The organism is Acidocella facilis ATCC 35904, from assembly GCF_000687875.1.
Classification (GTDB): Bacteria; Pseudomonadota; Alphaproteobacteria; order Acetobacterales; family Acetobacteraceae; genus Acidocella; species Acidocella facilis.
Genome location: NZ_JHYG01000006.1, coordinates 175962 through 189767, shown reverse-complemented (window position 1 = coordinate 189767; position 13806 = coordinate 175962). Strand labels below are relative to the sequence as shown.

At 66.7% G+C, this 13806-nt stretch carries 15 protein-coding genes; 2 read left to right on the top strand and 13 right to left on the bottom strand.

From position 1 onward, the window contains the following. Positions 1-6: 6 nt before the first annotated feature. From T331_RS0109875 to T331_RS0109830, 10 genes are all read right to left on the bottom strand, one after another. On the bottom strand, positions 7-438 hold the full coding sequence (locus T331_RS0109875) for an organic hydroperoxide resistance protein (RefSeq protein WP_026439897.1): 432 nt from the start codon (positions 436-438) through the stop codon (positions 7-9). A 99-nt stretch (positions 439-537) separates the two neighbouring features. Next, positions 538-1101 (bottom strand): hypothetical protein, encoded by a 564-nt coding sequence (locus T331_RS0109870; protein ID WP_026439896.1) that lies wholly within the window; start codon positions 1099-1101, stop codon positions 538-540. Positions 1102-1123: 22 nt separating this feature from the next. After that, the gene (locus T331_RS0109865; RefSeq protein WP_008495532.1) at positions 1124-1873 is read right to left on the bottom strand and encodes a DeoR/GlpR family DNA-binding transcription regulator; all 750 of its coding nucleotides are present in this window, start codon (positions 1871-1873) and stop codon (positions 1124-1126) included. A 214-nt stretch (positions 1874-2087) separates the two neighbouring features. Further along, complete coding sequence (gene pdxA, locus T331_RS0109860) at positions 2088-3083, bottom strand: 4-hydroxythreonine-4-phosphate dehydrogenase PdxA (protein ID WP_026439895.1); 996 nt, start codon at positions 3081-3083, stop codon at positions 2088-2090. Positions 3084-3098: 15 nt separating this feature from the next. Beyond that, the gene (locus tag T331_RS18005; protein WP_051622301.1) at positions 3099-4391 is read right to left on the bottom strand and encodes a four-carbon acid sugar kinase family protein; all 1293 of its coding nucleotides are present in this window, start codon (positions 4389-4391) and stop codon (positions 3099-3101) included. Positions 4392-4541: 150 nt separating this feature from the next. Continuing rightward, positions 4542-5282, bottom strand: a complete 741-nt coding sequence (locus T331_RS0109850; RefSeq protein ID WP_234731521.1) for a FadR/GntR family transcriptional regulator — start codon at positions 5280-5282, stop codon at positions 4542-4544. Positions 5283-5332: 50 nt separating this feature from the next. Then, positions 5333-6289, bottom strand: a complete 957-nt coding sequence (locus tag T331_RS0109845) for an SMP-30/gluconolactonase/LRE family protein (RefSeq protein ID WP_026439894.1) — start codon at positions 6287-6289, stop codon at positions 5333-5335. Positions 6290-6391: 102 nt separating this feature from the next. Next, complete coding sequence (locus T331_RS19905; RefSeq protein WP_155992676.1) at positions 6392-6562, bottom strand: hypothetical protein; 171 nt, start codon at positions 6560-6562, stop codon at positions 6392-6394. A 56-nt stretch (positions 6563-6618) separates the two neighbouring features. Next, positions 6619-7584, bottom strand: a complete 966-nt coding sequence (locus tag T331_RS0109835) for a hydroxyacid dehydrogenase (protein ID WP_035179798.1) — start codon at positions 7582-7584, stop codon at positions 6619-6621. A gap of 63 nt (positions 7585-7647) precedes the next feature. After that, positions 7648-8991, bottom strand: coding sequence for an MFS transporter (locus tag T331_RS0109830; RefSeq protein ID WP_026439892.1), 1344 nt, complete (start codon positions 8989-8991; stop codon positions 7648-7650). Positions 8992-9296: 305 nt separating this feature from the next. On the opposite strand from T331_RS0109830, the gene T331_RS0109825 reads away from it, so the two are divergent. Both T331_RS0109825 and T331_RS0109820 read left to right on the top strand, forming a co-directional pair. Next, on the top strand, positions 9297-10439 hold the full coding sequence (locus T331_RS0109825; RefSeq protein ID WP_026439891.1) for an iron-containing alcohol dehydrogenase: 1143 nt from the start codon (positions 9297-9299) through the stop codon (positions 10437-10439). A gap of 23 nt (positions 10440-10462) precedes the next feature. After that, the gene (locus T331_RS0109820; protein ID WP_026439890.1) at positions 10463-11356 is read left to right on the top strand and encodes a dihydrodipicolinate synthase family protein; all 894 of its coding nucleotides are present in this window, start codon (positions 10463-10465) and stop codon (positions 11354-11356) included. 133 nt (positions 11357-11489) lie between these two features. Here T331_RS0109820 and T331_RS0109815 read toward each other — a convergent pair whose 3' ends face one another. Genes T331_RS0109815 through T331_RS18000 form a run of 3 tightly spaced genes read right to left on the bottom strand, consistent with a single transcriptional unit; the run spans position 11490 to position 13794 of the window. Beyond that, positions 11490-12074 carry a nucleotidyltransferase family protein gene (locus T331_RS0109815; protein ID WP_026439889.1) on the bottom strand — a complete coding sequence of 195 codons (585 nt, stop codon included), beginning with the start codon at positions 12072-12074 and terminating at the stop codon, positions 11490-11492. After that, the gene (locus tag T331_RS0109810; protein ID WP_026439888.1) at positions 12074-13351 is read right to left on the bottom strand and encodes an MFS transporter; all 1278 of its coding nucleotides are present in this window, start codon (positions 13349-13351) and stop codon (positions 12074-12076) included. Before T331_RS0109810 ends, T331_RS0109815 begins: the two co-directional genes overlap by 1 nt. Beyond that, positions 13348-13794: a MarR family winged helix-turn-helix transcriptional regulator gene (locus T331_RS18000; protein WP_211248706.1), complete on the bottom strand. Its 447-nt coding sequence runs from the start codon at positions 13792-13794 to the stop codon at positions 13348-13350. The genes T331_RS0109810 and T331_RS18000 overlap by 4 nt, the downstream gene beginning before the upstream one ends. Between the last annotated feature and the right edge of the window lie 12 nt (positions 13795-13806).

Genomic DNA, 13806 nt, shown 5'->3' with positions numbered 1-13806 from the left:
GTATCCTCAGCCGTGGGTGGTGGTTTGCACGTCCACGCTGGCCTTGATGGCGTTGGAATAAGGGCAGATCCCGTGCGTCACGTCCACCAGTTTGCGCGCCTCATCCGCGGCGAGGCCGGGCAGCTTCACATCCAGCGCGGCGGTGATGCCAAAGCCGCCTTCCGAACGCGGGCCGATGCCGATGGTGGCGGTGACTTCCGTGCCCTCGGGGAGCTTGTTCTTGGTCTGGCCGGCGGCGACGCGCATCGCGCCCAGGAAGCAGGCGGAATAGCCCAGCGCGAAGAGTTTTTCCGGGTTGGCGCCGTCGCCGCCCGGGCCACCCAGCTCCTTGGGCACGCTCAGCTGCAGCGCCATGGTGCCATCGGCCAGGCTGGTCTTGCCATCGCGCCCGCCGCCGGTTGCGGTGGCTGTGGTTTTGTATTTCGCGTCAACGCTCATGGTCTGATCCTTTCAATTTAAGTTATTTACGATTTAATCGTGTACGATTTATCTACAGCCCATGATCCACCCCGTCAAGCGAATTGAGTCGTGCGCGATTTATTTTTCCGGCGCGGCGGGGAGCAGCCTGCCATAGACCAGCCCGAGAAAGGCCAGCAGCGTCGCCGTGCTGCCGAGATCGAGCCGGAACAAGGCGGCCTCCTGCGCCGGGCTGAAGCCGAGCAGCCCCGCGCCATAGACAGGTGAGAGCGCCAGATGTGCCGCCATCGGCAGCCCGATCAGCCCCCAGCGCCAGAGTGTCTCACTGGGCCGCAAGGAAAGGCCAGCGATGACGATGCAGGGCAGCAGCAGCAATTCCACGCCCGAGGCCGGGCCGATCAGCTTTGCGCACCAGAGCGTGTTGAGCGTGCCAAAAAGCGGCAGCGCGATGCGCCCGGCCAGGCCGTTACGCCGGGCCAAAGCCGGGATGGCGAGAAAGACCGGGCTGGCGGCCATGGTGATGAACAGCCAGGCGCCAGGCCGGCCGATCAGCGCCATCGCGTAAAGCGGATAAAACGGCCCATTCGCCCCGACCACGAAGGCGACCAGATTGACCGTCGCGGCCAATGGATCCGGATGGTCGAGATGGGCGCGCAGGCGGGCGGAGAGGGTCATCCGCTTCATACGCAGGCGCGCCGGGATGGGATCAGGCGATGAGAACGGTGACACCCGGCAAGGCGCGAAACGGCGCCAGCTGCGCGGCGCTGGCGCGGGCATCGGTGATCAGCGTCCAGCTTGCCGGCAGCGGCGTCCAGCTCGGCGAGATGGCGCGGCCGAGCTTATCGGCATCGGCCAGCACGTAAACCTCCTGGCCCTGCGCCACCATCAACTCCTTCAGCGCGGATTGCGCGTCCGTTGCCTCGCAGATTCCGCGCCCGGCGACGACGCCATCCGCCCCCAGAAAGGTGCGCCGGGCGGTGAGGCGGCGCAGCGCGTGCTCGGCGGCGGGGCCGACGGTGCCGAGGCTGATCTGGCGCAGCTGCCCGCCGAGCACGCTCAGCTCCACGCCCGGCTTGCCAGCCAAAGCGTTGAGGGCGGTGAGGCCATTGGTGATGACATGCAGCCCTTGCATCCCGGCCAGTTCGGCGGCCAGGGCGCCGGTGGTGGTGCCGGCATCCAGCAGCAGGGTTTCGCCTTGTTGCACGAAGCTGGCGGCAAGCCGGGCGATGGCGCGTTTCTGCTCCATATTCACCCCGGCGCGGACCTGCAAAGATTGTTCGGGCACGGCGGCGCCGCCATAGGTGCGCAGCACCTGGCCGCCGGCCGCGAGGCGGGCGAGATCGCGCCGGATGGTGGAGGCGGAAACCCCCAGCTCAGCGCTCAGCGCCTCGACATCGAGGGCACCGGCGCGCAGCCGGGCGAGAATGGTCTGGCGGCGCTGGCCGGCGAGTCTCAAAAGCGTCCCTCCCTCATCCCCCTGGCGTAGCCTGGGGTCGAAGCCCCGGCAAGCGCCAAACCCCCGCACCTAAAGTGGCAGAAGTTTTTGGGGGTGTGGGGGCTTTTTTCAAAAAGCCCCCACGAAGGCCGGGGGGTTGGCAACGTCGTTGCCACCGCCCCAGACGTTTTCGCCGCTTTTTTGAAAAAAAGCGGCACCAAAAAACTTTTGCTGTTTAGCGCGCCGCCAGGTCGATGGCGGCGCGGATCGCTTCCAGCATCGAGCGCTCATCGACGATGCCCGTGCCGGCAATGTCGAAGGCGGTGCCGTGATCGACCGAGGTGCGGATCACCGGCAGGCCGACCGTGATATTCACCCCAGCCTCCAGCCCCAGCACCTTCACCGGGCCGTGGCCCTGGTCGTGATACATCGCCACCACCATGTCGAAATCCCCGCGCCCGGCGCGGAAGAACAAAGTGTCCGCCGGCAGCGGGCCTTCCACGTCCCAGCCCTTGGCGCGGCAGGCCTCCACGGCGGGGACGATTTTCTGCTCCTCCTCGCCATAACCGAACAGCCCGTTCTCACCCGCATGCGGGTTGATGCCGCACACACCGATCTTCTTGCGCGGCAGCTTGGCTTTCTCCAGCACCTCGTAGCCACGGGTAATCACCCGCTCCACCAGCCCCGGCTCGATCTTCTTGATCGCATCGATGATGCCGATATGGGTGGTGACATGAATCACGCGCAGCTTCGGCGCGGTCAGCATCATCGAAACTTCCGGCGTGTTGGTCAGCGCCGCCAGCATCTCGGTATGGCCGGGATATTTATGCCCGCCCGCATGCAAGGCTTCCTTGTTCAGCGGCGCGGTACAGATCGCCTGCACCTTGCCCGCCATCGCCAGCCCGGTCGCGGTTTTGATGAACTGATAGGCGGCATCGCCCGCCACCGGGGAGAGCTTGCCCCAGGGCATGTCGGCCGGGATCAGCCCGAGATCGATGCAATCCACGCTGCCCGGGGCAAAGAGGGCCTTGTCCTCCTCACCCGGGGCCAGCCTGTTCACCTTCAGCGCGGCGCCGACGATCCTGCCGGCCACCTCCAGCCGCGCCGCATCGCCGATGACCAGCGGCCGGCACTTCGCCAGCAGGTCCGGATGGGTGAAGCTCTTCATGATGATTTCCGGGCCGACGCCGGCGGCGTCCCCCATGGTGATGGCGATCACGGGCTTAGACATAAAGAGGCATCCTTTTCAGGCGTTACGATAAGAAGCGTGCAGCAGCGCGGGCCGGCGCAGCACGGCGCGGCAACGGACCATGGTCTCCGGCTGCCCGAAGGCGCCGGCCTTGGTGATCACCGCCAGGCCGTGCGGCCCGCTGGCGCCCCCCTCGGTGACCGAGAGCGGCACCCCGGGTTCGATCTCGCCGACCAGCCGCAGCCCGGCGGCGCCAAACGCCACCAGCACGGCCCGCGCGGTCTCGCCGCCGGTGGAAAACAGCCCGCCAATGCGTGCCGCGAAGGGGGCGACCAGCCGCGCCAGAGCGTGGCAAAGCAGCAGCCCCTCGCCGACATTCACCTGCTCTTCAAGGCCGAGCTGCACCGCGACATCCTGGCCGGCATCCAAGGCCGCCGCCAGCGCCGCCTGCGCCGCCCGCCAGCCTTCGCTGCCCTCGCCCCCGCGCAGAATTTGCGGGGCGATCGGCAGGTTGAGCACGCTCTCATCCTCGATCAGCCACGCCACCTGCTGGTGGGAGACGCCGGACATGCTGCCGACGACGAACAAAATCGGCCCTTCGACCGGCGCCATTGCGGCCTCCTCCACCGCGCCGCTCAAGCCCAGGGCCAGCGGCAGCTGCCGGGCCAGCCCGGCGGCACCGGCCCACAAGGCCGGCCGGCCCAAGCCAGCGGCGGCCTGCGCGATGGCGCCCAGATCCTCATCGCTCTCCGCATCGCAAACCACGGCATCATGGCTCTCGGCGGCGCGGGCCAGGGCGGCGCGGAGCGCCTGGGGGCCGGCGCGCACGCTCTCCAGCCCGACCACATCGGTCCTCAGCCCGGCCTCTTCCAGCAGGCTCGGCATATGGGCGCGCCCGGTAATGCCTTCGCGCTTCCAGACCTCGGTCTCTTCCACCTTCACACCGTGCAGATATTGCTGGCCGCCGCGCGTCTGCCGGCCGGTGGCCGGAAAGGCGGGGGCGATCAGGGCGAAGGCCTGCGGCGCGAAGCCGCGCTGCGCCGCCAGGGCGGCGGCCAGCTCGGCGCCGATATTGCCGCGCAGGGTCGAGTCGAATTTCTTGAACCAGAGCTGGCCGGCCGCGCCGAGATCGGCCAGCAGCGCGCTGGTCCGCGCCGCGGCCTCATGCGGGGCCAGGCGGCGCGTATCCGCATCGAGCGACAGCACCTCCGCCGCTGGCGCGGCGGCGGCGGTCTCGCCCAGCGTCACCAGCGTCTTCAACCCGGCGGCGACGCAGGGAATGGCGCAATCCGCCGCGCCAGAAAGATCGTCCGCGACGATCAGCAATTTGCGGCGGGGCTTCGTCGCCATGAGGGTGGGGGATTGCACGAAACGCCCTTCATACTTTGGAATTTGATGAATTCGCGCAGAAATAAACGTTAATAGAGCAAAACTCAATCAATAATTTGCGCGAAATGCGCAAAAATGGGCAAACGATAACCGCCGCACGCCAAGTCCGGCTCAACGCAATGAGAGGTCGAGCATCCGCCCATCGAACAGCCGGTCGCGCGAAGCGCGCAGATGCGCAGCCATCAACGTGCGCGCCGCCTCCGGCTGGCGGGATCTGATCGCCTCGGCGATGCGCCGATGCTCCTCCAGCACGTAATCCAACCCTTGTTTCGGCCCCATCAGCGAGATGCCGTGAATATGCATCCCCACCGCGATATGCGGCTGCAGCGCCTGCAGCGACTGGTGGTAGTAATGATTGTTGGAGGCCTCGGCGATGGCGAGATGGAAGGCGAAATCCACATCGTCGCGATGCTGCCCCTGGCGGGTGGCCTGCGCCATCGTCTCCAGCGCCGCCTCGATCTTCGCCATGGCGCTCTGGTTATAGCGCAGCGCGGCGAAGCTGGCGGCTTCCGGCTCCAGCGTCAGCCGGTATTCATAGCAGCGCTGAATATCGGCGATATTCTCCACCGGCGCGAAGCCCAGCGGCGGCTGCACGGCGGGCGGGCGCACAAAGCTGCCGGCCCCCTGGCGGGAGACGATGAATTTTTCCTGCTTGAGCCGCGCCAAAGCGGTGCGCACCACCGGCCGCGAGACATCGAATTGGCTGGCGAGCTGATGCTCACTCGGCAGGCGGCTATGGGGCGCGTAGGCGCCGTTCTGAATGCCCGAGAGAATGCTGTGATAGACCTGGTCAGCCAGACCCGAGGTCTGGCTCTCTTGCGGCTTCATCGCGGCTTCGGGTTTTTCCAACACGCTGCGGTCCTAACAAATGTTAGCGCTATCGGCAAACCATCCGCCACGCCTCAGCCCCCCAGCGCGCCCTGGGTGTTGACGTAGACGGCATAGAGGCTGGTGCTGGCCGCGATGAACAGCCGGTTGCGATGCCGGCCGCCAAAGCAGAGATTGGCCGCGCGCTCCGGCAGATGGATATGGCCGATCGCCTCGCCCGCCGGGTTATAAATCCGCACCCCGTCCAGCCCCTCGCCCATGCCCCAGCCGCACCAGAGATTGCCGTCCACATCCACCCGGAATCCGTCCGGCCGCTCGCCTTCCTTACAGGCGATGAAGATACGGCCTTTGGTCAGCGTCCTGCCATCGGCGGCCAGCTCATAAACTCGCATCCGCCTGGGCGCGATACCGGTTTCCGCGACGTAAAGCAGTTTTTCATCCGGCGAGAAGGCCAGGCCGTTCGGGCCCTCGATATCGTCGGCGGCAACGCTCAGTTCACCGGTCTGGCCGTCGATCCGGTAGAGATAGGTCGGCAGTTCCGGCGCGGCTTTCTCGCCCTCATAGAAGCCGCGAATGCCAAAGGTCGGATCGGAAAACCAGATCGAGCCGTCGGATTTGACCACGATATCGTTGGGCGAGTTCAGGCGCTTGCCCTGGAAGCTGTCCGCCAGCACGGTGGTGCTGCCATCATGCTCCAGCCGCATCACCCGCCGGTGCAGATGCTCGCACCACACCACCCTTCCCTCGCGGTCGCGGGTGGCGCCGTTGGTGAAGTCGGACGGGCGGCGGAATTCGTCCACGCTCCCGGTCGTCTCATGCCAGCGCAGCACCCTGTTATTCGGAATATCCGACCAGAGCAGATAACGCCCGGCCGGCACCCAGACCGGCCCCTCCCCCCAGCGCGTCCCGGTATAAAGCCGCTCCACCGCCGCCGCATCCAGCCGGTAGCGGGCGAAGGATTGATCCAGGATCTCGAAAGCGGGATCGGGATAACGGGTCTGGCCGGGCCAGCGGGGATCGGTCTGCGTCAAACTCAACTCTCCAGGCAAGAGCGAGATGGGTTTACACCCACTCGCTCTACTCATGTTTTGGCAAGCAATTTCATGCATTTAGGGTGACGCTGCCGCGTCACCCTAAATGCATATTGCTCTATAGGCGGCGGCGCGCCTGGCTTCTACCTCGCCCTCCACCAGCCATTTCCGGGTCGGGAAGCCAGAGATGATCGCCGAGAGCACCGCGCCGGCAATGATGAACACGCTCATCGCCACCGGCAAGCCCCAGCTCGCCTTGAAGCGCGCGATCAACCCGGCACCGATGCGATGCCGGCGCCGCTTGCCCGCGCCCGCATGTTCAAACCCCTTCAGCCCTTCACGAACAGGCGCTGCGCCAGCACCTCGCCATTCAGGAAGGCCATCACATTGCGCACGCTCATCAGCGAGACCTCACGCCGCGCCTCCGGCGTCACCCCGCCGCAATGCGAGGAGACGATGACATTCTCCAGCCCCCAGAGCGGGTTGTCGGCGGCGGGCGGCTCCTGGGCGAAGCTGTCCAGCCCGGCCCCGGCGATGCGCCCGCCGGTCAGCGCCGCCCGCAAGGCCGGCTCGTCCACCACCTCGCCGCGGGCGGTGTTGATCAGGAAGGCGCTGGGCTTCATCAGCGCCAGCGTCTGCGCATTGATCAGCCCGCGCGTGGCCTCGGTCAGCGGGCAATGCAGGCTGACAATATCGCTCTGGCGCAGCAGGCTCTCCAGGCTGTCGGTCCGCTCGATGCCCTCGCCCAGCGATCCGGCCGGGGCGTAGGGGTCGTAGCACAGCACCGAAAGCCCCAGCGCGCGCGCCATGCCGGCCACCAGCCGGCCGATCATCCCCGCCCCGATCAGCCCCAGCACGCTGCCGCGCAGCTCGCGGCCCTTGTAGAATGTTTTGTCCCAGCCGCCCTGGCGCACGAAAGCATCCTGGTTGCGCATATCCTTGGCCAGACCCAGCATCAGCGCGATCGTATGCTCGGCGACGGAATGGGCATTGGCGCCGACCGCGGCGATCACCGGGATGTTCAGCGCGCCGGCGGCGGCGACGTCGATATCATTGGTGCCGGCACCATGTTTGGCGATGATCTTGAGCTTGGGCGAGGCCCGCATGATCTCGGCATCGAGCCTGTCCACCAGCCGCACCACCACCGCATCGGCCTGGGTTTGCGCGAGCAGGGCGATCACCTCGTCCTTGCCAGGATAAGGCTGGGTGGAGACGCTCTTGATCCCGGCCTGCGCCAGCAGCGCCTCACCCTCCGGCGCCAGCGCACCGCCCAATGTCACGACAGTCAAACCCAAGGCATCTCTCCTCAAACGAAATAGGGGGCCGCACGCGACGCCCCCCGTTTCAGCCCGCCGGTCTCAGACCGCGATCGGCTTCACCTTGCCCAGCAGGAAGGCATAGATCAGGATCCCCACCAGACCGATCAGCGCGGAGGCGAACAGAGCCGCGTTGAAGGAGCCGGTGCTGGCGACGATGAAGCCGGTGACGATCGGCCCGACGACACCGCCGAAATTCGACACCATGTTCTGCAACCCCGCCAGCGTGCTGGTCATGCTGCGCGGCGCCACGTCAGCCGGCAGCGCCCAGACCTGCGAGGCGGAGATGGTGGTGCCGGCCTTGGCCAGGCAGAGCAAGGCGACGATGGCGACGACATTATGCGTCAGCGGCGCCAGGCCGATGGACATGGCCAGAACCAGACCGAAGATCAGGAAGAATTTGCGCACGGCGGTGAGGCTGTAGCGGCCGGATTCCAGCGCCCGGTCCGAGGCCCAGCCGGCGGCGACCTCGATCAGCATGCCCACCAGCAGCGGCAGCATGGCGACGAAGCCCATCTTCAGCATCGTCATGTGCTCCTGCTTCACCAGATAGGTCGGCAGCCAGGTGATGAAGAAGTAGGAGATGTAGTTGATGGTGAAAAAGCCCAGGCACATCGCCCAGACATTGCGGTGGCGCAGCAGCGCGTACCAGGGCAGCGGCGCCTTGCCTTCAGTGGCATGCTGGGCCTGGCCCTCGCGGATATAGGCCAGCTCAGCCGCGTTCACGCCGGGATGCTGCTCCGGCGTCTCCCGGAAGAAGCCGAACCAGGCGACGCTCCAGACCACGCCCATGGCGCCGATGATCAGGAAGGTCATGCGCCAGCCATAGGCGGCGATCAGCCAGACGATCAGCGGCATCGCCACCGCGCCGCCGAATTTGGAGGCGCTGTCGAACAGCCCGGCGATGGTGGCGCGCTCGCGCAGCGGGAACCATTTCGCGGTGATGCCGGCATTGCTCGGATAGGCCCCGGCCTCGCCGATGCCCAGGCCCAGCCGCATCGCGAACAGCGAGGCAAAGCCGCTCACCATGCTGGTGGCGGAGGTGGCGACCGACCAGAGCAGCACGGCGAAGCCCAGCCCCTTTTTCTGCCCGAACTTGTCGCTGAACCAGCCGGCCGGCATCTGCATCAGCGCGTAGGACCAGAAAAAGGCGGACAGCACGATGCCCATCATGTCGACCGGGATCGACAGCGTCTTGATCAGCGTCGGCGCGGCGGCGGCGAGCACGGTGCGGTCGATATAATTGATCGCGATGGCGAACCACATGAACGTGGCCACGCCCCAGCGGACGCGCGAGGCGCGCTGATCCGGATTGCGCGCGGGCGCGCGCTGGCCGACATTCAAAGCGGCGGCGCCGGCCTCAGAGCGGGCGGGGTCTAGATCCATAGGACAGGTTCCCTTGTTGAAGCGCCGCATTGCCGCGCAGCGCAAGACTTGTTGTAAATTTGTAACTTGCCCCATAATGGCCGCCGAAAGAATCGTCAAGCCTGCATCGCGATGCGAACAAGCTAAATCCAAAGCAAGCCGACCCTCTCCGCCCCACCACCCAGACTTGACGCTGCCTGAACCCGCCGCTAGGGAATGAACAAATTTACAACAAGTGACGTCCAGCTTTGCCCTCCAGGGATTGACGGCCCGGCCCACCAGGCAGAGCCTGGGGCGCGCTTGCCACCGCAAAGGGATTGTTTGAGATGAAGCTTCAACCTGTCGCGCTGCACGCACCGATCGAGCTGCTGCAGCCCGCCGAAATCGCCTTCGGCGCCGGCGCCCTGGCGCGGCTGGCGCGCTTCGCGGCCCGGCACGGCCTCACCCGCACTTTGGTGGTGGCTGATGCCTTCAATGCTACCCGCATCAATCTGCTCGGCCTGGAAGGCGAGATCGCGGTGTTTGGCGAGGTGAAGCCCGAGCCGGACGTGCCCAACCTCAACGCCGCGCTGAAGCTGGCGGAAGACTTCAAGCCGGATTTCGTCATCGGCTTCGGCGGCGGCAGCGCCATGGATCTGGCCAAGCTGGTCGCGGTGCTGCCCGGCAGCGGCCAGAGCCTCCATGATGTCGTCGGCCCGGACAAAGCCCCCGCCCGCAAGGTGAAGCTCGCGCAGATCAGCACCACGTCGGGCACCGGCAGCGAGGCCGGCATCCGCGCGCTGGTGACGGACCCGGCCACCCGCAACAAGCTGGCGGTGCAGAGTGCCAACATGCTGGCCGACCTCGCCATCATCGATCCCGAGCTGACGATGAGCGTGCCCGCCGCCATCACCGCCGCCACCGGCGTCGATGCGCTGGCCCATTGCGTGGAAGCCTATACCAGCCGCAAGGCGCACCCGCTGATCGACACCTATGCGCTCACCGGCGCCCAGCTGGTCGGCCGCTATCTGCCCCGCGCCGTCGCCGATGGGTCGGACAAAGAGGCCCGCGCCGGCCTGGCTCTGGCCTCGCTCTATGGCGGTTTCTGCCTTGGCCCGGTGAACACCACCGCGGGCCATGCCGTCGCCTACCCGCTGGGCAGCCGCCATAATCTGCCGCATGGCCTGGCCTGCGCGCTGATCTTCCCGCATACGCTGGCCTTCAACGCCCCCGCCTGCCCGGACAAGACCAACGCCGTGCTGGAGGCCCTCGGCCTGCCCGCCAGCACCGACCCGGAGACGATCCGCCAGAGCACCAGGGAATGGTGCGCGAAGCTCGGCATGGATATGCGCCTCTCCGCCAACCGCGTGCCGGAGGATGATCTGGCGGCGATGGCGCAGGAAGCCCACGCCATCCGCCGCCTGCTGGACAACAACCCCCGCGATATGAGTGTCGCCGATATCCTCAGCCTCTATCGCACTGCCTTCTGACCTCAAGGGAGATGATACCCACAATGGCCACCCCAACCAAACCGCGCGGCGTATTCTGCGCGGCGCTGACCCCCGTCCATGACGATCTGAGCCCCAACCATGCGGCCTTCACCAAGCATTGCCAGGCGCTGCTGAATGACGGGCTGACCGGCATTGCGCTGCTCGGCACCACCGGCGAAGCCAACTCCTTCTCCACCGCCGAGCGCCAGGGCCTGCTGGAAGCCGCACTGAAGGCCGGCATCGCGCCGGAAAAGCTGCTGCCGGGCACCGGTGTCACCGCCCTCACCGAGACGGTGGCGCTCACCCGCCACGCCCTCTCCGTCGGCGTCACCAATGTCGTGATGCTGCCGCCTTTCTACTACAAGAACGTCACCGATGAGGGGCTGTTCGCCTCTTATGCCGAGGTCGCAGAGCGCGTTGGCGATTCCCGCCTTGGCATCGTGCTCTACCACATCCCGCAATTCTCCACCGTGCCCATCCCGCATGACGTGATCGAGCGGTTGATGACGCGCTATCCGGGCACCTTCGTCGGCATCAAGGATTCCGCCGGCGACATCAAAAACATGCTGGCCATGGTCGAGCGCTTCCCGGATTTCTCCGTGCTCGCCGGCGCCGACCCGCTGATGCTCCCGCTGCTGCAGCAGGGCGGCGCGGGGGCGATCACCGCCACCACCAACCTGGTCGGCGCGGATCTGGCTTTCGTCTACAAGCATTTCAACGATCCCAGCCGCAAGGATCAGGTCGAGGCCGCGCAGGCCCGCGTCGTCGCCGGCCGCAACCGCGCCTCCACCTACGCGCAGATGGCCTCGCTGAAGGCGCTCGTCGCCGAGCGCCATGGCGACCAGGGCTGGCTGAATATGCGCCCGCCTCTGGTGAAGCTGACCGAGGAAGAACGCGCCGCGCTGCTGGCGAGCTAAAAAAGTTTTTTGGTGCAGCTTTTTTTCAAAAAAGCTGCACCAACGCTCGGGGCTTTGGCACAGGCAGTGCCAAGGCCCCGAACTTTTTGAAGCCCTTTTTGAAAAAGGGCTTCACCCCAAAAACTTTTGCGACTTATTGTCCGAGGATTGCCGCGTAGGCCTCAGGCGTATCGACATCCTGCAGCACGCCGGGCGCAGTTACCGTAATCCGCTGCAATCTTTCAGGCTGCGCCAGCAGGCGTTTCGCCCCTTGGTCGCCGTGCAGCCCCATCATCGCGCCAAAATGCGCCCTGCCCCACAGCACCGGATTGCCTGGCCGCCCTTCAAACACCGGCTGCACAATATCCAACGGCGACGCGAACGCCCCCGCCAGCTCCCGCAGCACCGCACTCGGCACAAAGGGCATGTCGCCCAGACAAACCACCGCCCCGGCACAATCCTCCGGCACCGCCGCAATCCCGGCCCGCAGACTCGCCGCCATGCCCTCCTCATGCTCAGCCGCATGCACGCATTTCACCGGCAAGCCATCGGCCTCACCCGCCACCCGCGCCGCCTCATGCCCGGTCACCAGCAGCACCGGCCCAATCTGCGCCGCCACCGCGCGCTCCAGCACCGTGCGCAAAATGCTCTGTCCTGAAGCCAGCGCCAGCAGCAGCTTATTTTCCGCCCCCATCCGCCGCGACGCCCCGGCCGCCAGCACCAGCACGGCAAAGCGCATCAGGCCAGCGCCATCCGCCGGCTCGCCCGCAGCGAGGCCAGCAACACCAGAGCCGCCACCACCCCCATCGCCCCGGCGGCGACGAAGGCCGGCGTGTAGCTGCCGGTCTGCTGGCGGATCAGCCCGGCGCCGAACGCCGCCGTCGCTGCCCCCAGCTGATGCCCGGCCAGCACCCAGCCGAACACGATCGGCGCATCCTGCTCGCCAAAGGCCTGGTTGCAAAGCTTCGCCGTCGGCGGCACCGTGGCGATCCAGTCCAGCCCGTAAAACACCGCGAAAATGGTGAGATTGACCGTATCGAAGGACAGAAACGGCAGCGCCATCAGCGAGAGCCCGCGCAGCCCGTAATAGACGATCAGCAGCGCCCGGCTGTCATGCCGGTCGGTCAGCCAGCCCGAGGCGGTGGTGCCGATCAGATCGAACACCCCCATCATCGACAGCAAGCCCGCCGCCGCCACCGGCGCCACCCCATGGTCGCCGCAAAACGCGATCATATGCGTGCCGATCAGCCCGTTGGTGGTCAGCCCGCAGACGAAGAAGGTGCCGAACAGCAGCCAGAAAATCGGCCGCTTCGCCGCCATCGCCAGCACGCTGAAGGCCAGCCCCACCGTGCGCCGCCGCGCGGGCTTCGCCGGCGCGGTGCCGTCAATTTCGCCAAAACGCTGGGTGCCGATATCGCCCGGATGCTCCGGCAGCACCAAAGCCACGATCGGCACCAGCACCAGGCAGGCCAGGCTCACCGTCAGCACCACCGGCCGCCAGGTATATTGCGCCGAAAGCCAGGCCAGGAAGGGCAGGAACACCAGCGCCCCGGTGGCGGTGCTGGCACTCAACAGCCCCATCACCAGCCCCTGGCGGGTCGCGAACCACCGGTTCACCACCGCCGCCCCCAGCACCGAGGCCACCGCCCCAGTGCCGATCCCTGAAAACACGCCCCAGGAGAGAATATATTCCAGCGGGGTGCGCATCCACAGGCTGGCGAACGTCGCCGCCGCCATCAGCCCCAGCCCGCCCAGCATGGTGCGCCTGATGCCGAAACTCTGCATCAACGCCGCCGCGAACGGCCCGACCAGCCCGTACAGGAAAATTCCGATGGCCGCACCCAGCGAAATCGTCGCCCGGTCCCAGCCAAATTGCAGTTGCAAAGGCAGCAGCAAAACACCCGGCGTCGCCCGCACCCCGGCTGAGACCAGCAGTGACAGGAAGGTCACGGCCACCACCGCGAAAATATGCGCCTTCGCCGAAAGCAGCCCGGCGCGATGCAGCAACCGGCTCATGCGCTCAGCCCCCCGCTCAGCGCCACCAGCCGGGCCAGCCCGGCCTGCATCCGCGCCCACTCCGCCGCGCCATAGCTGCCCAGCAGCCGCGCCTGCGCCCCGCGCCAGGCGTCCGTCGCGGCCCGCAACGCCGCCTCCCCCGCCGGCGTCAGCGCCACATGCTTGGCCCGGCCGGCAGCATCGCTCAGCGCCACCCAGCCGCGCTGCTCCAGCGGTTTCAGCGCGCGGTACAGCGTGGTGCGGTCCATCACCAGCTTTTCCGCCAGCCGCATCAGCTCCGGCTGCCCCTCGCGGGCGATATGGCGCAGCACGGAAAACTGCACGATGGACATGAAGCTCCCCGCCAGCGCCTCGTCATAAAGCCGGGTGACGGCGCGCGAGGCCTTGCGCAAAGCGGTGCAGGCGCAGATCGGGTCGAGGATCAGCTCGTCGGTATGATGCATATGCATCAATTA

What these genes read in the sequence shown, in the direction of transcription:
- T331_RS0109875 (WP_026439897.1), bottom strand. Translation starts at nt 438, where the DNA reads ATGAGCGTTGACGCGAAATACAAAACCACAGCCACCGCAACCGGCGGC.
- T331_RS0109870 (WP_026439896.1), bottom strand. Translation starts at nt 1,101, where the DNA reads ATGAAGCGGATGACCCTCTCCGCCCGCCTGCGCGCCCATCTCGACCAT.
- pdxA (WP_026439895.1), bottom strand. Translation starts at nt 3,083, where the DNA reads ATGTCTAAGCCCGTGATCGCCATCACCATGGGGGACGCCGCCGGCGTC.
- T331_RS18005 (WP_051622301.1), bottom strand. Translation starts at nt 4,391, where the DNA reads ATGGCGACGAAGCCCCGCCGCAAATTGCTGATCGTCGCGGACGATCTT.
- T331_RS0109830 (WP_026439892.1), bottom strand. Translation starts at nt 8,991, where the DNA reads ATGGATCTAGACCCCGCCCGCTCTGAGGCCGGCGCCGCCGCTTTGAAT.
- T331_RS0109825 (WP_026439891.1), top strand. Translation starts at nt 9,297, where the DNA reads ATGAAGCTTCAACCTGTCGCGCTGCACGCACCGATCGAGCTGCTGCAG.
- T331_RS0109820 (WP_026439890.1), top strand. Translation starts at nt 10,463, where the DNA reads ATGGCCACCCCAACCAAACCGCGCGGCGTATTCTGCGCGGCGCTGACC.
- T331_RS0109815 (WP_026439889.1), bottom strand. Translation starts at nt 12,074, where the DNA reads ATGCGCTTTGCCGTGCTGGTGCTGGCGGCCGGGGCGTCGCGGCGGATG.
- T331_RS0109810 (WP_026439888.1), bottom strand. Translation starts at nt 13,351, where the DNA reads ATGAGCCGGTTGCTGCATCGCGCCGGGCTGCTTTCGGCGAAGGCGCAT.
- T331_RS18000 (WP_211248706.1), bottom strand. Translation starts at nt 13,794, where the DNA reads ATGCATCATACCGACGAGCTGATCCTCGACCCGATCTGCGCCTGCACC.